This window comes from Lientehia hominis (assembly GCF_021044755.1).
GTDB lineage: Bacteria > Bacillota > Clostridia > Lachnospirales > Lachnospiraceae > Lientehia > Lientehia hominis.
Map to the genome: position 1 here is coordinate 249,248 of NZ_JAJNOR010000001.1, position 19,517 is coordinate 268,764.

17 protein-coding genes are annotated in these 19,517 nt (G+C 49.4%); 1 reads left to right on the forward strand and 16 read right to left on the reverse strand.

Annotated features, from left to right (window positions below; translation table 11 throughout):
* Window positions 1-56: 56 nt before the first annotated feature.
* From LQE92_RS01135 to coaBC, 3 genes are all read right to left on the reverse strand, one after another.
* Window positions 57-1,664, reverse strand: coding sequence for a peptide chain release factor 3 (locus LQE92_RS01135; RefSeq protein WP_231061175.1), 1,608 nt, complete (start codon window positions 1,662-1,664; stop codon window positions 57-59).
* 66 nt (window positions 1,665-1,730) lie between these two features.
* Window positions 1,731-3,263, reverse strand: coding sequence for a cardiolipin synthase (gene cls, locus LQE92_RS01140; RefSeq protein ID WP_231061176.1), 1,533 nt, complete (start codon window positions 3,261-3,263; stop codon window positions 1,731-1,733).
* 60 nt (window positions 3,264-3,323) lie between these two features.
* Window positions 3,324-4,514, reverse strand: coding sequence for a bifunctional phosphopantothenoylcysteine decarboxylase/phosphopantothenate--cysteine ligase CoaBC (gene coaBC, locus LQE92_RS01145; protein ID WP_231061177.1), 1,191 nt, complete (start codon window positions 4,512-4,514; stop codon window positions 3,324-3,326).
* 128 nt (window positions 4,515-4,642) lie between these two features.
* On the opposite strand from coaBC, the gene LQE92_RS01150 reads away from it, so the two are divergent.
* A complete protein-coding gene (locus LQE92_RS01150) occupies window positions 4,643-5,407 on the forward strand; it encodes a type III pantothenate kinase (RefSeq protein WP_231061178.1) in 765 nt (254 codons plus the stop codon).
* Window positions 5,408-5,542: 135 nt separating this feature from the next.
* On the opposite strand, the gene LQE92_RS01155 is transcribed toward LQE92_RS01150, so the two are convergent.
* The 13 genes from LQE92_RS01155 to LQE92_RS01215 all read right to left on the reverse strand — a co-directional run bounded on the left by LQE92_RS01155 (window position 5,543) and on the right by LQE92_RS01215 (window position 19,452).
* Window positions 5,543-6,166 (reverse strand): ECF transporter S component, encoded by a 624-nt coding sequence (locus tag LQE92_RS01155; RefSeq protein ID WP_231061179.1) that lies wholly within the window; start codon window positions 6,164-6,166, stop codon window positions 5,543-5,545.
* 95 nt (window positions 6,167-6,261) lie between these two features.
* Window positions 6,262-6,990, reverse strand: a complete 729-nt coding sequence (locus LQE92_RS01160) for a peptidoglycan recognition protein family protein (protein WP_231061180.1) — start codon at window positions 6,988-6,990, stop codon at window positions 6,262-6,264.
* Window positions 6,991-7,142: 152 nt separating this feature from the next.
* Window positions 7,143-7,988: a putative manganese transporter gene (locus tag LQE92_RS01165; RefSeq protein WP_231061181.1), complete on the reverse strand. Its 846-nt coding sequence runs from the start codon at window positions 7,986-7,988 to the stop codon at window positions 7,143-7,145.
* A 23-nt stretch (window positions 7,989-8,011) separates the two neighbouring features.
* A complete protein-coding gene (locus LQE92_RS01170; protein ID WP_231061182.1) occupies window positions 8,012-9,889 on the reverse strand; it encodes an ATP-dependent helicase in 1,878 nt (625 codons plus the stop codon).
* Complete coding sequence (gltX, locus tag LQE92_RS01175; protein WP_231061183.1) at window positions 9,883-11,337, reverse strand: glutamate--tRNA ligase; 1,455 nt, start codon at window positions 11,335-11,337, stop codon at window positions 9,883-9,885. The genes LQE92_RS01170 and gltX overlap by 7 nt, the downstream gene beginning before the upstream one ends.
* Before the next feature lie 27 nt (window positions 11,338-11,364).
* The gene (locus LQE92_RS01180; protein WP_231061184.1) at window positions 11,365-12,102 is read right to left on the reverse strand and encodes a Sir2 family NAD-dependent protein deacetylase; all 738 of its coding nucleotides are present in this window, start codon (window positions 12,100-12,102) and stop codon (window positions 11,365-11,367) included.
* 107 nt (window positions 12,103-12,209) lie between these two features.
* Window positions 12,210-14,213: a ferrous iron transport protein B gene (feoB, locus tag LQE92_RS01185; RefSeq protein WP_231061185.1), complete on the reverse strand. Its 2,004-nt coding sequence runs from the start codon at window positions 14,211-14,213 to the stop codon at window positions 12,210-12,212.
* Window positions 14,210-14,437: a FeoA family protein gene (locus tag LQE92_RS01190; protein ID WP_231061186.1), complete on the reverse strand. Its 228-nt coding sequence runs from the start codon at window positions 14,435-14,437 to the stop codon at window positions 14,210-14,212. Before LQE92_RS01190 ends, feoB begins: the two co-directional genes overlap by 4 nt.
* 124 nt (window positions 14,438-14,561) lie before the next feature.
* Window positions 14,562-16,001 (reverse strand): spore germination protein, encoded by a 1,440-nt coding sequence (locus LQE92_RS01195; RefSeq protein WP_231061187.1) that lies wholly within the window; start codon window positions 15,999-16,001, stop codon window positions 14,562-14,564.
* A 95-nt stretch (window positions 16,002-16,096) separates the two neighbouring features.
* Entirely contained in the window at window positions 16,097-16,786 is a 690-nt protein-coding gene (locus LQE92_RS01200; protein ID WP_231061188.1) for an L-ribulose-5-phosphate 4-epimerase, read from the reverse strand.
* Window positions 16,787-16,855: 69 nt separating this feature from the next.
* Entirely contained in the window at window positions 16,856-17,164 is a 309-nt protein-coding gene (locus tag LQE92_RS01205) for a Dabb family protein (protein ID WP_231061189.1), read from the reverse strand.
* An 18-nt stretch (window positions 17,165-17,182) separates the two neighbouring features.
* Window positions 17,183-18,565 (reverse strand): NADPH-dependent glutamate synthase, encoded by a 1,383-nt coding sequence (gltA, locus tag LQE92_RS01210; RefSeq protein WP_231061190.1) that lies wholly within the window; start codon window positions 18,563-18,565, stop codon window positions 17,183-17,185.
* Window positions 18,565-19,452 carry a sulfide/dihydroorotate dehydrogenase-like FAD/NAD-binding protein gene (locus tag LQE92_RS01215; protein ID WP_231061191.1) on the reverse strand — a complete coding sequence of 296 codons (888 nt, stop codon included), beginning with the start codon at window positions 19,450-19,452 and terminating at the stop codon, window positions 18,565-18,567. The genes gltA and LQE92_RS01215 overlap by 1 nt, the downstream gene beginning before the upstream one ends.
* Window positions 19,453-19,517 lie beyond the last annotated feature (65 nt).

A 19,517-nucleotide genomic window follows, 5' to 3' on the forward strand; every position in this document is an offset into this window, starting at 1 on the left:
AGGCTATTTTATGCCATCCGGCCTGTACTTGTTGCCTGACGCCGATGATATCCCGGTCAATTCCTGCTGAACTCCTCCAGGACAAGGCCCGGATTCCGGTCTAGCACCATCCCCATGCTCCAGCTGTTGATGAACAGGAGAAGCGGATTCCCTTTCAGGTCTTTTACCCTCTTCATATCAGAGGTGCCCTGAATCTTTTCCACATCCAGACCGTCCTTATTGGCGATCCAGCGTATATGCTCATAGGGAAGCGGATCCAGCTTCACTTCCACATTGTACTCGTTATTCAGACGGAACAGCAAGACATCAAACTGCAGAACGCCTACCACTCCCACAATGATCTCCTCCATGCCGGTATTGAATTCCTGGAAAATCTGGATGGCCCCCTCCTGGGCAATCTGGTTCACACCTTTTAAAAACTGCTTCCGCTTCATGGTATCCATCTGACGAAGTCTCGCAAAATGCTCCGGAGCAAAAGTCGGGATCCCCTCGTAGGCAAATTTCTGACCGGAGGACGTAAGGGTATCGCCGATTGAAAAAATCCCCGGATCAAAGACCCCGATGATATCCCCCGCATAGGCTTCGTCCACAATCTTTCTCTCCTGTGCCATCAACTGCTGAGGCTGGGACAGCTTCACCTTTCTGCCGCCCTGGATATGATTTACCTCCATGCCTGCTTCAAATTTTCCGGAACAGATCCGCATAAACGCGATTCTGTCTCTGTGAGCCTTATTCATATTGGCCTGTATTTTAAATACAAAGGCAGAGAAATCCGAACTGACCGGATCTATAATTCCGGTATCTGCCTTCCTCGGAAGCGGCGGGGTCGTCATCTTCAGGAAATGCTTCAGGAACGTCTCCACCCCAAAATTCGTGAGTGCAGACCCGAAGAAGACCGGGGACAGCTTTCCCTGTCTCACCAGCTCCATGTCAAGTTCCTGTCCCGCGCCGTCTAAAAGCTCGATGTCCTCCAGCAGCTGGCTGTGATAACCTTCTCCAATGAGCCAGTTTACCTGAGGGTCATTCAAGTCCACCTCTTTTGTGTCCACTTCCTTTTGTCCGTTCATCGCCGCCGTGAATGTGGTGATACATTTCCTGTCCCTTTCATATACGCCTTTGAACTCCCGCCCTGAACCTATGGGCCAGTTGACCGGACAGGTGGCAATGCCAAGAACCGACTCGATTTCATCCATCAGTTCAAACGGATCATTCGCATCCCGGTCCATTTTATTGATAAAAGTGAATATGGGAATCTGCCGGAGCAGGCAGACCTTGAAAAGCTTGATCGTCTGAGCCTCCACACCCTTGCTGGCATCGATGACCATGACCGCGGAATCCGCCGCCATCAGCGTCCGGTAGGTATCCTCAGAGAAATCCTGATGTCCCGGCGTATCCAGGATGTTGATACAAAATCCTCCGTAATTAAACTGAAGAACCGACGATGTGACAGAAATGCCCCTCTGTTTTTCTATTTCCATCCAATCGGACACTGCATGCTTCGCAGTCTTTTTTCCTTTCACGGAGCCGGCCAGGTTGATCGCGCCTCCATAGAGAAGGAACTTCTCCGTCAATGTCGTCTTTCCCGCATCGGGATGGGAAATGATTGCGAACGTCCGTCGTTTTTCTATCTCGTTTTTCCATGATTCCTGCTGCTTAAAAGCCACTTGATATGTTCCTCCTAATTGTGATATTCAAAATTCCCTCCCCATCCGTTCCACCGTCAAACCAATTTAAAACAGGGGGGTAAACAGACTCATCGCTGAAACCAGCATCTGCTCATATACTGGGCGGCGCCTGCAAAAGTCCATGGTGATCTCCATGGATTCTTCCATGGTCGATTCAAAATCCCTTTTTAATTCATCTACCGCTTCCGTTTTATAAAGCAGGGCTCCGCACTCGAAATGCAGGTAAAGACTGCGGAAATCCAGATTGATGCTGCCGATGGCCGCCAGAGCATCGTCTGCGACGAAGGCTTTCGTATGAAGGAAGCCGGGCAGATATTCAAAGATCCTCACTCCTGCGTTTATAAGCTGGGCATAATAGGATCTGGTCAGCATGAAAATCAGCTTCTTATCAGGGATATGCGGTGTCATGATCCTCACATCCACACCGCTTTTCGCCGCCAGAGTCAGCGCCACCATCATCTCGTGGTCGATGATCAAATACGGCGTATAAATATATAAGTATTTCCTGGCATTATGGATGATATTCAGGTATACATTTTCACCGGTACATTCATGGTCCAGCGGCGAATCTCCATAAGGCTGGACATATCCTTTTTCTGCGCTCTCACCCATATGCTCTTTGACACGGTAGGCTTCATAGTCAAAATCCGTATGCTTTACGGAATTCCACATGCCGAGAAACATGGAAGTATAATTCCAGACCGCTCCGCCTTTCACCAGGATCCCTCCGTCTTTCCAATGGCCGAAGCGTTCTACCTTATTGATATATTCATCAGCCAAGTTAAGCCCTCCGCAAAACGACACGCGTCCGTCTATCACAGCCATTTTTCTGTGGTCTCTGTTGTTGAAGATAGCGGACATCACAGGGCGGAAGGGATTAAAGGTCCGGCAATGGATGCCTTTCTTCTCTAAAATGCGCGGATAATTTCTCGGAAGCAGCCAGATACAGCCCACATCGTCATATAAAAGCCGCACCTCTACGCCCTCTTTTGCTTTTTTCTCCAAAATCTCCAGAATCGTCTTCCACATGTATCCCTGTTCTATAATAAAATATTCCAGAAATATGAATTGCTCCGCTTCCTTCAAAGCTTTGCACAGCTCTTCAAAATACTCTTCTCCTCCGGAAAAATAATGGGTGGACCCATTCCGGTAAGCCGGGAAATGAGCAGTCTCATATAAATACCGTGACTGCTTTGCCATGGCCGGATCAGCCGCCTTAAGCTCCTGATCTATCCCTTCCCGCTGGACCATATAAGGATACAGCTCCTCGTCTATCCTTTGATGTCTTTTCCGATGGGCGACTATCACATTCGCCCTGCCAAAAAGCAGATAAAGTATTGTCCCCACGATGGGCACGCTCAATATCAGGATGCTCCAGGCCAGCTTATAGGCGGGATTATTCCATTGGCGCACGATATGGATGACCAGCAGAAGTCCGATCAAGGACAAAAGGACCGTGATCGTCCAGTAATACTTCCCCAAAAGCAGCACGGAAGCCACGATCCATGCCACCTGCAGGATGATCACCATGGCTACCCATACCATTCGGCTGGTCAAAAATGTAAGTATCCGCCTCATGTCCTCTCCTTCCTGTCTTTTCTTCCCGCACGAACGGTTTCTCTCCAAGTAACGCAGATCCTACAGTCTCTTTAATATCTCATCCAAAATGATTCCCGCCGCCGCGTCTTTGCTCATTTTGGGAAGCTCTGTCTCTCCTTCTGCCGTAAGGATGGTGACCACGTTGGTGTCGGTTCCGAAGCCTGCTCCCTCTACCTTCACATTGTTGGCCACGATCATATCCAGATTTTTCTTCTTCAGCTTTTTCCTGGAGTTCTCCACCATATTTTCTGTTTCCATGGAAAAGCCGCAGAGAAACTGTCCCGGCCTCTTATTTCTCCCCAGATAACCCAGGGTATCTTCTGTCCTTTCCAACTGGATAGAAAGGGAATCATCGGATTTCTTCACCTTTTCCTCACTGACGAATACCGGACGGTAATCTGCCACAGCGGCCGCCTTTATAATGATATCTTGTTCCGGCGCCCGCTCCGTCACCTCTTTAAAAAGCTCTTTTGCCGTTGTGATCTCCACTGTTTCTACAAAATCCGGCTTCTGGATCTCCGCAGGCCCCGTGACCAGAGTGACGCGTGCCCCCCGGTACATGGCCATTTTCGCCAGGGCATATCCCATCCTTCCCGTGGAATGATTGGTAAGGAAACGCACCGGATCAAGAGATTCTCTGGTGGGACCTGCTGTCACCAGAACGCGCTTTCCCGCCATATCCTTTTCGAAAGCCAGCTCCCTGAGGATATAGGACAGAAGCGTCTCTTCATCGGCCATTTTTCCGTTCCCTGTATCGCCGTTTGCCAGCATTCCCACCACCGGTTCTACAAATTCATATCCGTATCCCTTGAGCTTCTCAATGTTTTCCTGAACGATAGGATTATTGTACATATTCGTGTTCATGGCCGGCGCCACCAGCTTCTTACAGGGACATGCCATGATCGTAGTGGTCAGCATATCGTCGGCAATTCCGTTTGCGATCTTTCCTATCACATTGGCGCTGGCCGGCGCAAGCATCACCAGATCTGCCAGTTTTGCCAGAGCCACATGCTCCACACTGAATTCAAAATTCCGGTCAAAGGTATCGATCAGACATTTTGTCCCCGTCAAAGTCTCAAACGTCGTGGGCGTGATAAAATTGGCCGCGTTTTTTGTCATCAGCACATGCACCTGACAGCGCTGTTTCTTCAATAGTCTTGCCAGATTGGCGATTTTGTAAGCGGCAATGCTTCCGGAGACACCCAAAAGTACCGTCTTTCCCTGCAGCATATCTTTTACTCCTTCTATTGGCAGTGATTGTTATTTTCTTGGTTCTGTGCTATAATCGCACCGTGGCCGGCTGCCGGCCGCACCCTATTCTAAAGACGGCCTGCGCCGCAAGAAAGGATTTATCTCAAATGATTCTCGCAATTGATATCGGCAATTCCAACGTCGTAGTCGGGTGCATTGATGCAAAGCAGACTTATTTTGTCGAACGAATCTCCACCAATGTAAACCTGACCGTATTGGAATATGCCGTCACCATCAAAAACATACTGGAGCTTTACCACATTAACCCCAAGGGACTTGAAGGCGCCATCATTTCCTCCGTGGTCCCGCCTATTTCGAACACTGTAAAGCTGTCCGTGGAAAAGATCATCGGGAAACCCTGCCTCCTTGTGGGTCCCGGTATCAAGACCGGGCTGAACATCGTCATGGACAATCCCGCCACCGTCGGCAGTGACCTGGTGGTGACAGCAGTAGCCGGCATCAAAGAATATAAAGCCCCTTTTGTGGTGATCGATATGGGGACCGCTACCACGATCTCCTGTGTGGACAGGCATCACAACTATATCGGAGGCGCTATCATGCCGGGAATCCGTGTCTCCCTGGAGTCCCTGGCCCAAAAAGCCGCTCAGCTTTATACCATCAGCCTGGAGACGCCGAAACACGTCATCGGCAAAAACACCATTGAATGTATGAGAAGCGGCATCGTCCTCGGCAGCGCTTCCATGCTGGACGGCATGATCGACCGGTTCGCAGAAGAGCTTGGAGAAGCTCCCGTCGTTATCGCCACCGGCGGCTTGTCCAAAACCATCATTCCCCACTGCCGGCACGAAATCATCTATGATGACAGCCTGCTTTTAAAAGGGCTTTGGATCATCTATGCCAAAAACCAGTAAAGCCCACAATTCCATAGGGATTTTACCATAAACAGGCAGAAAATACAATAGCGTAAATTTTGCTGTGACGCGGCAAAAAGAACAGATAAAAAGCGCCTGTCTCCGTCGGAGATAAGGCGCTTTTATCTGTTTTATCTATCGGCTGAAATTAAAATGCAAAAGAACTTTTCCGAGTGCCATGGTAAGTACCAGCGCAACGATGGCTTCCGGCACTCCGTTGGCTATGATGATTCCGATTATCACCTGATATACCGCGCCGACCGCGACTTCCTTTGCGGCAGCGAACTGTTCCACAAAGCAGAAATAGATCAGGTTCATCACCAGCAGGGTATTTGTCAAAGCTCCTATCACGCCTGCTGCGGGCAAAGCCACATATTCTATAGACTTCTTTCCCTTTCCCAGCATCATGATGCCCTTAAACACAAAATAGGGAAACACCCCTACTAAGATCCGGGGGACAAAGCAGATCAAAAGACTCCATAGGTTGCCTCCGGAATAAAAAGGTGAGAACGCAAATGACAAAAGACTGGGGTTAAAGGTATTGTTGATCAGGCTGGTGAGCCCAAAGATGAATCCAAGAAACGCGCCCTTTTTCGGTCCTAAGACTACGGATCCGATAATGACGGGTACATGGATCAGAGTGGCCTTTATGACCACCAGGTTGATGTAGCCCACATAAGGTACGAAGGCCATCAGAATGATAATGGCTGCTATGACCGCAGTCAAGACCATGTTCCGGGTTTTTACCGAAGTATTCATTTTTTCCTCCTGCTACTGTTCCGCTTCCCGGACCGTCTAACGTTCCGGATACGCTGGATACAATGCGTTTTCAGTTCCTCCCCGATTATAGCATATTATCTGGCCTTGTCCACCTCTTTTAAAAATTTCTCCCATTTGCCTTCATTGTCCACAAAATATTTAGGACAGATTTTTCCCGTTATATCATAATGGCGGATGATATCATCCGTATCGATCAGATAAGTATCCGCCAGCCATGCGGTCAGTTTCACCAAGGACTGATAGGTAGCCTTCGTGAATTTTCCGCTCTCATCCTCATGGCAGCACTCAATGGAAATGGTATCGCTGTTCCTGTCATTGGAAGCATATGCCACTTCGCTCATGGGAACGCATTGAAGGATCGTGCCGTCTGTGTCAATGATAAAATGACTGCTGGCATAAGTGCCGGAGCTTCCATCTGCCAGGCCTGCAAAATAATTCCGGTTCTGCTTGGCGGTGGTGCCGGGATTTGCCGTATAATGGACCACTATGCCGTCCACATCATTCAGCGCCGTACCCGGCCTGGAATATTCATTGGTCGGAAGAAGGTTCCTCTCTATCCAATCCGGAACTTCTATCTTCTCCCACTGGATGACCCGTTTTCCTCCGGAGTCAATATAAACCGGCTGGCTGGAATCTCCCGCCGTTCCATGACTGCCCGTAGTCTTGATGCCCGTACCGTCTCCGGCCTCCGCCTGCCTGCTCTTTCCAGAAAATACCACAGTTTTTAAAAACATGGCCAATAATATTATCACAAGGATGATTCCCGCTGCGATCGTAATCCTTCTGACCCGTTCCTCCCTCATCGTAACCCCTGCCTTTCTCCTTTGTCCTATGCCGGCACCCTAAGTATAGCATAAAATTACGATTAAAATATCTGAATTTTCCCTTAAATATTCCCTTCATTTTCATTAATCCCATAAATGGAAACATTTTCAGGGACGGTTTATCTGTCCGGTCACATCACCGCCTGCAGAAGCATTCCCGCGATCATGGAACATAAAAATAAGATTCCCAAAATCCTCAGATTCTCTTTTCCATTTTTGTTTACGCGGAAAAGCACCGCGAGTCCAATCCCCGCACTGGCGCAAAGTCCCGCGATCACAGAGCCAAAGCTTAAGACTCCGCTCAGATAAAGCTCTGTCAGAGCAACGGATGCGGCGCAGTTCGGAATCAATCCTATGAGTCCGGCCAGCACTGGCTGAAACAGGGAATCCTTCATCAGTATCCGGGATAAAGTCTCAATACCAACCGCTTCCAGAAGAAGGTTCAGAACACAGTTAAACAACAGAAGATAAAGGAAGATCTGTATGGTGTGGCGGACAGCCGCTTTCAGGATGCCGCCTTCTTCCTCGCACCCACAGTGATCGCAGATATTTCCCAGCTGTTTTCGCTTCATCGGACTTTTCCTGAAAAGGATATCCACCGCGTATCCAAATAAAACTCCTATCACTACTTTGGTGGCCAGAAGCCGGATTACCACTGCTCCGTTGCCTGGGTTCCCCAGGATCAGAAGTACGGCCTCATCCGAGGTGGAAAGAAACACTGCCAGCAGCGTTCCCACGGTAATCACTCCGCCGGAATACAAATTGGCGGCCGCTACGGAAAACCCACACTGGGGGATACACCCGAAAAGTGCCCCCACAAGGGGGCCGGCCCCGCCAATCCGCGTGAGCAGCCCATTCCTGTGTTTTTCTGAATAATGCTCTAAAACCTCCAGAATTAAAAATGCAGCAAACAGGAAAGGCAGCATTTTCACGGTGTCCCACAGTCCGTCTTTTAATGCGTCTATTAAATAATCCAAAGAGACTGCCTCCTTTTTTATCCTTATGATCCGCCGGCATCCTTCCGACATTTAAGCTCCTCCACGAACCGGCTGACTGCAGCGGCTTTTCCATAGCGTTCTTTGACAGAATAGATGTGCAGCTTTTCTTTTGCTCTGGTCATCGCCACATAGAACAATCTCCGTTCCTCCTCCACATCTGCCGAAAGTCCGGCTTTTTCATGAGGAATCACCTGTTCGTTGACATCCGGAAGGAAGACAACAGGGTATTCAAGCCCTTTCGCCCCATGCATGGTCGAAACCACCACTCCGCGGCGATCCGCCGCTGAATTCTCTCTCTGCCGTTTCATCTCTTCCCGGTATTCGGCCATGTGGCTGAACCAGGCGGCAAAGGTTTTGTATTCTCCCGCATCTGATTGAAGCTCCTCCAGAATTTCCAAAAGACCATTTTCCTCCAAATGCCGCTCCTTTGCATATCCTTTCAGATACCCGTCGTATCCGATTGTTTTCCGGATATACCCCACAGCCTGATAAGGAGAAAGTCTGCCCACTGCGCGAAGGTCTTCGCGCAGACACCGGACCCGTTCTGCCATCCACTGCTTTTCTTCATACATCGCTTCTATTTCATCCAGAGATACCCCGCTCCCGGAAAAAACAGTCCTGGAGATGTAGCGGCAGGGCTTATTGATGATCCGCAGGAGGACAGGCCGGCTCTCATCCCCCATGGTCGCCCGGATATAAGCAAAAATGTCACCGCTGGTCCAATGGTCGTAGAGGCTGGGAACTGTATCCCTCGTCTGGAACGGGATATTATATTCCATGAGCTTTCCAAGAAGTTTCCTGGCCCCCGTATTTGTCCGCACGAGCACAGCGATTTCTTCATAGGCCCTGCCGGATTCCCGGTAAGAGCGGATATGAGACAGAATCCGTTCGTACTCCTCTCCTGGCCCCGGAAAGCTTCCCAGAATAACAGGCCCTCCATCCTTTCCTGTTCCGGAAATTTCCTTGCGGAACCGAACCTTGTTATGGGAGATCAGATTTTCCGCCGCCTGGATGATCTTTTCGGAAGAACGATAATTCACTGCCAGCAGATACCGGTCCGCTCCCGGATATTCCTTTTCAAATCCAAGCATCAGCTCCGGCCTGGCTCCCCGGAACCGGTATATGGCCTGGTCATCGTCTCCTACAATGAACAGGTTATTCTCAGGCAGTGCCAAGAGCTTCAAAATCTCATACTGAAGCCGGTTGATATCCTGAAATTCATCACAGAGGATATATTGATATTTCCTCTGCCAGCCAGACAGGATATCCTTTCTGGCCGAAAACAGCTCAAAGCAAAGAGAAAGCATATCGTCAAAATCGATCACCCGCTCTTTTCTCAGCCTCTCCTCATATGCATGGTAAATCTTCCGAAAAGTATCCTCCGGGCAGGTTCTGGAATAATAGTGGCTGATATCCAGCATATCGCTCTTTACCGTACTGATTTCGCTGAGCAGCTCCTGCAGAGACTCTATGCCTTCTTCTGCCATGGTGGGTTCTACCTGCGCCGACACTTCGGAAAGGAAGCGGAGCCGCCTCTCCTCCCCGATGATCTGGGACGCGTCATAGTGATAAGCATGCTTCAGCACGCGGAAATACACGGAATGAAATGTCCCGAAGGTTATAGGAAGATGCCGCCCTTCCATCAGGTCTTCAAACCGTGTCTTCATCTGCGTGGCCGCCGCCCTGGTAAACGTAATGACCAGAATATGCTCCGGCGCCACACCGTATTCCTCTATGAGCATCCGAATCCGGTGGGTGATAACTAGAGTCTTTCCAGAACCGGGCCCCGCTAATACAAGAGCGGGACCCTCTTTATGGCTGACTGCCATCTTTTGATAAGAATTCAGCTGTGATTGTTCCGATAATGGCTGTTTTAGCATGCGCTTAGCTTTTCAATGCCTTTCTGTATGCGGGAAATCGTCTCTTCTTTCCCAATGACCTCCATGATCTCGGTAGCCCCGGCAGGCGTCATCTGTTTTCCGGACACCGCGGTGCGGACCGGCCACAATACGTAGCCATTCTTGTAACCCTTTTCCTTCGCATAATTCTGGAGGACACCGTAAAGCGCGTCATTGTTGTAATGCTCCTGGGCTTCCAACACCGGCAGAATATCTTTTAATACCGCCAGAGAGCTCTCTTCTGTAGTCTTCATCTTCTTATGGATGTACATAGATGTCTCATATTCCGGAAGGGTTTCGAAAAAATCGACCAGCCCCGGGATATCTGGAAATACCTCAATCCTCGTCTGCACCATCTGTGCGATCTTTCTTAAATCCAGCGGTTTTCTGATAGCTTCTCTGAGATAGGGCTCTGCCATGGCATAAAATGAATCCGGATTCATCGCCTTTATATATTCGCCGTTCATCCATTTAAGCTTTTGAATGTCAAATACCGCCGGTGATTTGCTCATATGACGGTAATCAAAAGCTTTTACCAGTTCCTCCAGGGAAAAAATCTCCCGGTTCTCCTCCGGACACCAGCCCAGAAGCGCCACGTAGTTCACCACTGCCTCTGTCACAAAGCCCTGAGATATCAGATCCTCAAAAGAAGAATGACCGCAGCGCTTGCTCAATTTTTTATGCTGTTCATCTGTAATCAGCGGACAATGGACATATACCGGCTCCTTCCAGCCGAAAGCATGGTACAGCCTCGTATACTTCGGTGAAGAGGATAGATATTCATTGCCTCTTACCACATGGGTGATTCCCATTAAGTGGTCGTCCACCACATTGGCAAAATTATAAGTAGGATAACCGTCTGACTTGATCAGGATCATATCGTCAAGCTCTGAATTTTCCACGGTGATGTCCCCATAGATCTCATCAAAAAAAGTCGTCGTCCCTTCCGTGGGATTATTCTGGCGGATCACATAGGGCACTCCGGCTTTCAGCTTCTCTTCTACTTCTTCTTTGGAAAGATGCAGACAATGCTTGTCATATACCACAATTTCTTTTCCCGCGACCTCCGTCTTAAGGGAATCCAGCCGGTCCTTGTCACAGAAGCAGTAATACGCCTCTCCCTTATCCACCAGTTCTTTCGCATATTTCAGATAGATGCCCTGGGCATTTCTCTCACTCTGCACATATGGGCCGCAGCCGCCATCCTTGTCCGGGCCCTCATCATGTATAAGCCCCGTCTTTTCAAGCGTCCGGTAAATAATATCCAGAGCTCCCTCCACAAAACGTTCCTGATCCGTATCCTCCACGCGCAGAAGAAAATCTCCACCATCGTGTTTCGCGATCAAATAAGCATACAGCGCCGTACGCAGGTTCCCCACGTGCATTTTACCTGTGGGGCTCGGCGCAAACCTTGTTCTTACTCTTTCCATGATAACTGTCCTTCCTGTTATATGATTCTATTGAATGACCTCTGGCAGTACGTCCGATACCTTTTCATAAATCACCATATCGGCTTCCCGGTCCGTTGGATGGGTCTCGTTGTTGATCAGCACCAGCTTGTCCCCGGTGTAATAAAGGCGGAACCTCTTGGTCAGATAAGCATCCAGATGAGTGCCTATCACCAGCAGCATATCGGCTGCCTCTGTTTCATTGGCCACCTTAGTGATCAGGCCATTGTCGAGCATCTCTCCCGCCAGAAGGATACCCGGTCTGATCGCACTCTGGCACTTGTCACAGTGGGGGATTCCGTGAGATTTTAAAATGTACTCCGGTGAAAATTCCTTTCCGCATCCGGTACACCTGTTGTTGTGAAAGTTTCCGTGCAGCTCTATGACATTTTTCACTCCGGCCGCCTGATGCATACCGGATATGCTCCTTGTCGCTACGGTCACATATCCCCCGGCTTTCTTTTTCTGAGCTTCCAGACGCGCCAGGGCATAATGAGCCGGATTCGGCTCTCCGCCTCTGCTCAGGACTTCTTTCTTATAAAAGTTGTAGAAGGAGCCCGGACGGCTGTTGTAAAACTGGGCGCTTAAAAGCTCTTCCGGCGACACACCGTATTCAGCTTCAATTTGGTACGCATACGGCTCATCCCGAAAATAGGCAATTCCCGATTCCCGTATCATACCCATGCCGCTGAACACCATAATCTTCTGGCTTTCATCAATCATCTTCTTCAATATTTCATACGCCATATCATCACCTCTGTCAATTTCACATCCTGCAGCCCGTTTATCCTTCCCCTTTATAAAACTACAGCCATTATATACGATTTTATTTTAATAAGAAAGCCCTTTTTTTCTCATAGAAAAAGGCCTCCTATCTGATATACCAGCACGGCCGCCGTCCACGCCAGAAGCAGCTGAAATAAAACCATACCGGCCGTCCACTTCAAAGAATGGGTCTCCCTGCGGATGGTGCCGATAGCCGCCACACACGGAGTATACAGCAGGCAGAAGAGCATGAACGCATACGCGTTCAGAGGACCGAATCCCTGGGAGCCCAGGACTCCTGAAAGAGCGGTCATGCCATATGCCGAATTAATATTGCTGATTCCAAAAAGTACAGAGCAGCTGGATACTACCACCTCTTTTGCGGACAGCCCGCTGATGAGCGCTACCGCGATCTGCCAGACGCCCAGGCCCGCGGGAGCCAATATCGGGACAAGAGCATGGCCGAGCATGGCCCCGAAGCTGTCCGACACCTCCGTGACCATTCCGGAAAAATTAAAATTCAGGACGAACCAAAGCACAATGGAAGCAATGAAAATCGTGGTTCCTGCTTTAGTAAGATAATCCTTGATCTTTTCCCACACGTAGATGGCAATGGTCCTGGCATTGGGCGTTTTATATTCGGGCAGCTCAATGAGAAGGGCATTTTCCAATTTTTTCGGCGACAGACGGTCGACCACCAAAGCGACAGCGATGGCCATCAGGACGCCGATGACATAAAGGGAATAAGCAACAAACATGGCTTTATTTCCGAAGAATACACTGGCAAACAGAACATAGACCGGAAGCCTCGCCGAACAAGACATGAACGGCGTGATGAGGATAGTCCTTCTTCTGTCCCTTTCACTTTCCAGCCCCCTGGTCGCCATGACCGCAGGCACCGTACAGCCAAAGCCCAGGACCATGGGCAGGAAAGCTTTTCCGGAGAGGCCCACCCTTCCCATGATATCATCCATCACATAAGCCACTCTCGCCATATACCCGGAATCCTCTAAAAAAGCGAGGGCAAGGAACAGGATGAATATATTAGGCAGAAAGGTCAGAATACCTCCCACCCCTGCAATGATACCGTCTACAATCAGCGATACCAGCCAGTCCGCAGCCCCTATATTCTGCATCAAAAGCAGCGTTTGACCAGAAAACCACTCCAGCCCCGTTTCAAAATAACCCTTCAGAAAATCTCCTATGGTAAAAGTCAGGAAGAACACCAGGGCAAGAATTCCCAGAAATATCGGCACTCCCCAGATACGATGCGTCATCCACCTGTCGATCCGCTCCGTGCTGGCCGCTTTTTTCTCCTTATTGACCATACACTCTTCCATGATTTCTTCTATGTAGTCATATTTCTCATTAATGATCTGCTTTTCGTAGGATTCATCCAGCACTCCGGGCAGATCCAGCGGATAATTTTTCGTGATCTCTTCGTCAAAATCCAGTTCTTTAATGGCCATCCATCTGGCGTTGGGCAGCTTTCCATATTTTTTATTCAGGGCATCCTCTGTCTTTGCGATCCTGGCCTCCAGCCCTTTGGAATAAAACATCACCTGACTGTGAAGCCCCTCTTCGGAGTGATGCACCACAGCGTGAAGAAGGACCTCCAGCCCGGTCCTTTTTCTCGCGGACACCGGAACCACGGGAATTCCGCCCAGCATTTCCGGCAGACGGTGAAGATCGATCTCCAGCCCCCGCTCTTCCACAATATCCATCATATTCAGCGCCAGAATCACGGGTTTTCCAAGCTCCAAAAGCTGAAGCGTCAAATATAGGTTCCGCTCCAAAGAAGATGCGTCCACCACATTGACGATAACGTCCACTTCTTCTCCCATGACACACCGTCTGGATACCTTTTCCTCGATACTATATGAAGTCAGGCTGTATATGCCCGGAAGGTCGATGACTTTGATCCTCTGAGATCTGTATTTCGCTTCTCCCTCCACTCGCTCGACAGTAACCCCCGGCCAGTTGGCCACTTTAAGGGATGCTCCCGTCAGAGCATTGAACAATGTGGTTTTCCCACAGTTTGGGTTCCCGACAAATCCTACCGTAATGCTTTTTTGATCTGAAGCCGCCTTCATCCCTGTACCTCCTTTATGAAAATACCATCGGTGATCAGGCGGCCCAAAGCCAGCCTCGTTCCCCGTACACGAATGATGGTCGAACCATTCCGTTTATTATTTAAAATCGTGATTTTCGTCTGTTCATTGACCCCCAGCGCCTCCAGACGCCTGGTCACATTCTCTTTCACCTGCAGACGCTCAACTTGATATACACAGCCTATTTTCCCTTCAGTCAGAGTCATGCTCCTCATTCCCTCCGTGACGTTCATTCTGACAGATAGCCCTGGTGCGGAATTCCTTCCTCCAGGGCTATTCTATGAGAATTGTATGCCAATTGAGAATGTTTGTCAACAAAAGTTTCGTAAATCAGGAATCCTTCTCCCCCGGAGTCAGGCGGGCGCGGAGAAATCGTCTCTTCACTTCCCGCAGGCTGAACGGGAGAATCGGGTATATATAGCTCTTTCCGGCAATGGTCTTGTTCGTTACCACTGCCAGGATAAAGATCAACATGCCGGCTATAAAGCCCCACAGATTGAATATCGACGTTAGGATCAGCAGAATCAGACGCATGAATTTAAGTGCATATCCCAGTTCAAAGCTGGACTGCGTGTAGTTGGACAGAGCGACAAATGCCATATATAGCATGGTCTCAGAGTTGAACCAACCGGAATTTGCCGCAAATTCCCCGACCACGAGGGCCGCTATCACGCTGAGCGGCGTCGACAGCATACTGGGCGTATTCAAGGATGCCAGCCTCAGACCGTCAATGGCGAATTCCAGAATGAGCAGCTGCCAGATCAGCGGTATGTTCACCGCATCCTTGATCATGATAAACTGAAAGCTATCGGGAATCCATTCCGGATTCTGCATGAACAAAAGCCACAGCGGCGTAAGAATCACCCCGAGAATCGTGATCAGCATCCTTGAAAGTCTCAGGTAGGTGCCTGTGACCGGCGGAAAATAGAAATCATCTGCTTCTTCAATGATATCAAACACAGAAGACGGAAGAATCATCGCTGCAGGCGACGTATCCACCAGAATGATGATGTTCCCTTCAAGCAGCTGGGCGGCCGCAGTATCAGGGCGTTCTGAATATTTGAATTTCGGGAAGGGATTATACCATTTATATGGATAAATACATTCTGCCAGACTCTCCTGGCTCATGGTCAAAGCATCCACCTTGATATCTTCAATTCTCTTTTTTATCTTCTTCAAAAGCTCCGTATCCACGCGCCCTTCCATATAACAGATGGCAATGTCCGTCCGAGAGCTCTTTCCCGCCTGTGTGATCTCCACGCTCAGCTTCGGATCGCGGATCCTGCGCCGTATCATGGCGGTATTGAAGATCAGGGTCTCTACAAATCCGTCCCTTGAACCGCGCAGCACTTTTTCTTTTCCCGGCTCTGACACACTTCTGGCCGGATATGTCCTGCAGTCTATGGTCAAACAGGCGTCATAGCCGTCAATGAACAGGCAGGTGATACCCATCAAAAGCTGTGTTGTGATCTCATCTACATCCCGCAGAATACCGATCTCTCCATAAGGCAGATGCTTCTTGGAAAACTCGTGGGCCTCCTTAGGAAATTCTTCCGCTGATATCCCGCACATATACTGGATAATCCTCTGCAGTACCGCATCTTTTACGAATCCGTCCACAAAATAAAAGCAGGCCTGCCGGCCTCCGATTTTCATGGTACGGTAAACCACGTCGAAGTTGGTATCCACTCTCAGAAGTTCGTGGAACAGCTGCATATTATCCCCAATACTGGAAGATATGGACTGTTTTGTTTTCTCATCTTCTTTCATCACTCTTCTCCTTTCCGCGCTTCTGCCCTTATTGTCCGCAGGGAAAGGAGATTCTATACGATAATCTTTTATCTTAATGCAACGACAATATCTGTCTACTTCTGGCCATAGGTCGCATTAGGACCGTGTTTTCGGAAATAATGCTTATCCTGAATATAAGAAAGAGCCGGCTCCGCTTTTGGATTCAGCATCTCCGTTCGAGTGGCCATTTTAGCCACTTCTTCCAGTACGACCGCATTGTGAACAGCCTCTGCCGCATTCTTTCCCCAAGTAAACGGACCGTGGCTGGTGCACAGCACCCCAGGCGTGGACAAGGGATCTTTTCCTTCAAAGGCCTCAATGATAACTTTTCCCGTATTTTTTTCATAAGCACTTTCGACTTCTTTTTTCGTAAGTACACGCGCACAGGGAATCTCTCCGTAAAAATAATCCGCATGAGTCGTTCCATAACAGGGGATTCCCCTGCCGGCCTGTGCCCAGGAAGTGGCCCAGGAAGAATGTGTGTGCACGATACCGCCTATTCCCGGAAATGCCTTATAAAGCTCCACATGAGTCGGTGTATCGGAAGATGGGCGGAGCGTGCCTTCTACTATCTTTCCGTCCAAATCCACAACAACCATATCCTCCGGCTTCATCGTAGCATAGTCAACGCCACTGGGTTTGATCACCACCAGGCCGCTCTTTCTGTCAACGGCGCTGACATTTCCCCATGTGTAAACTACCAGACCGTGCTGGGGAAGCTCCATGTTCGCCCGGTATACTTCCTCTTTTAATCTCTCTAACATATTATCCTCTCCTTTTCCGCTGAAAAAGAACCGCCGGTCTTCAACGTCCCGGCGGCCCTTTACCACTATCTATTCACACTCGTAATCACAGCAGGTCCTGTCGGTCAGGTACGGTTTTACACAAACTCCCACTGCTTCCACATGTCCGGGATGTACCTGATATGCAGCCAACGCTTCTGCCGATACGAAGGTGCTGTCCAGAACGATATCTGCAGAACTGGTGGGCAGGGGCGGAGCGATCACTTTTACGTCCACTACTCCTTCTGCCACAGCTTTCACTGCCTGCAGGCGCTCATTGAACTCCGCCGCAACTGCTGCTTTCTGCTCATCGGACACTTCCGGCTTAAACTTCCAGCTCACTAAATGCTTGACCATCATAAGTCTCCTTCACATACCTTATTTAGATAAAAACTCATGGATGCCCTTAGCGCCTGCGCGTCCGGCTTCCATAGCCAGGATGACCGTAGCCGCACCGGTAACGGCGTCTCCGCCGGCGTATACGCCTTCTTTGCTGGTCTTTCCTGTTTCAGCTTCTGCAACGATACATTTCCTCTTATTCACATCCAGACCAGCCGTCGTAGAAGAAATAAGAGGGTTGGGAGAAGTTCCCAGTGACATGATCACTGCATCCGCCTCGATTTCAAACTCGGACCCCTCGATGGCAACAGGTCTTCTTCTGCCGGAGGCATCAGGTTCGCCAAGTTCCATCCGAATGCAGCGGATACCTCTTACCCAGCCTTTATCATCCGTAAGAATTTCTACAGGATTGGTCAGTAGGTCAAAGATAACGCCCTCTTCTTTTGCGTGATGAACTTCTTCTGCTCTGGCAGGAAGCTCCGCTTCACTTCGCCTGTATACGATATGGCTCTCTGCGCCCAGACGAAGCGCTGTCCTGGCAGCATCCATAGCCACGTTTCCGCCGCCCACGATGACTGCTTTTTTGCTTACAGGCATGGGAGTCGCATAATCATCCAGTCTTGCTTTCATCAGATTGCTTCTTGTCAGATATTCATTGGCAGAAAATACGCCGTTGGCATTTTCCCCGGGAATCCCCATAAACATGGGAAGACCTGCGCCGGAGCCGACAAAAACAGCAGAAAAGCCTTCTTCATCAAACAATTCATCGATGGTCACAGACTTGCCGATGATCACGTCTGTTTCCAATTTCACACCCAGAGACTTCACGTTCTCCACCTCGGGCTTCACAACCGCATCCTTGGGAAGACGGAATTCCGGAATCCCATATGTAAGCACACCGCCGGGCTCATGAAGAGCCTCAAAGATCGTTACATCATATCCCCATTTTGCCAGATCGCCTGCACAGGAAAGACCTGCGGGACCGGAACCGATGACTGCTACCTTCTTACCGTTCAGCTTGTCCGCTTTTTTGGGCTTGATTCCATTTTCCTTTGCCCAATCAGCCACAAAACGCTCCAGCTTTCCGATGGAAACAGGATCGCCCTTCCTTCCGCGTATGCATTTTCCTTCGCACTGGCTCTCCTGAGGGCATACACGCCCGCACACAGCCGGCAGGGAAGAGGAATCCGAAAGGATCTGATAAGCGGCAGCAAAATCTCCCTCAACGATTTTTCCGATAAATCCGGGAATATCGATGGCTACCGGACATCCCTGTACGCAAAGCGGCTTTTTGCACTGCAGACAGCGCTTTGCCTCTTCAACTGCTTCCTCCTGGTTATAACCCAGGCACACTTCTTCAAAGTTAGCGGCCCTTACTTTGGGGGCCTGCTCCCTGACGGGTACTCTCTTTAATCCTTCCATTACTTGTCACCTCCGCAATGTCCACATCCACCATGATGGGTATCACCCTCCTGGAATTTAAGCAGGGCTCTGCCCTCTTCTGTCTTGTACATAGCCTGACGCTTCATGGCCTCGTCAAAATTGATTTTATGGCCGTCAAACTCAGGACCGTCTACACATGCGAACTTCACTTCATCACCCACAGTCAGACGACAGGCACCGCACATACCAGTACCGTCTACCATAATGGGGTTCATGCTGACAATGGTAGGAATGCCTAATTTCTTAGTTGTCAAACAACAGAATTTCATCATGATCATCGGGCCGATCGCCACACACAGATCATACTGCTTGCCTTCTGCAACCAGATCTTCGATGACCTTTGTCACCATTCCGCTTCTGCCGTAGCTTCCATCATCGGTAGTAACGTAAAGATTTCCTGCCACCTCTTTCATCATGTCTTCCATGATGATCAGGCTCTTTGTCTTGGCACCGACGATGACATCGGCATCAATCCCATGCTCATGAAGCCATTTTACCTGAGGATATACAGGCGCCGTGCCGACACCCCCTGCCACGAACAAAATTTTTTTCTTTTTAACTTCTTCCAGATCATCTGTAGTGAGCTCGGAAGGGCGGCCCAGCGGACCTACAAAATCCATGAAGCTGTCCCCTGCTTTCAGATCTGCAAACTGATAAGTAGATGCTCCAATCGGCTGGAATACAATAGTTACGGTCCCCTTTTCCCTGTCATAGTCTGCGATGGTCAGAGGAATCCTCTCCCCTTTTTCGTCCAGCCTGACAATGATGAACTGTCCGGGCTGGCAGGCTTTTGCCACACGCTTTGCTTCTACATCCATAAGAACAATGTTCTCTGCAAGATGCTCTGCTCTAAGAATCTTGAACATTTTATTTCCTCCTTACCTTTCCTCCCGCACGCCGGCGTATACTGCCGCCATGCTATCGTTATCAT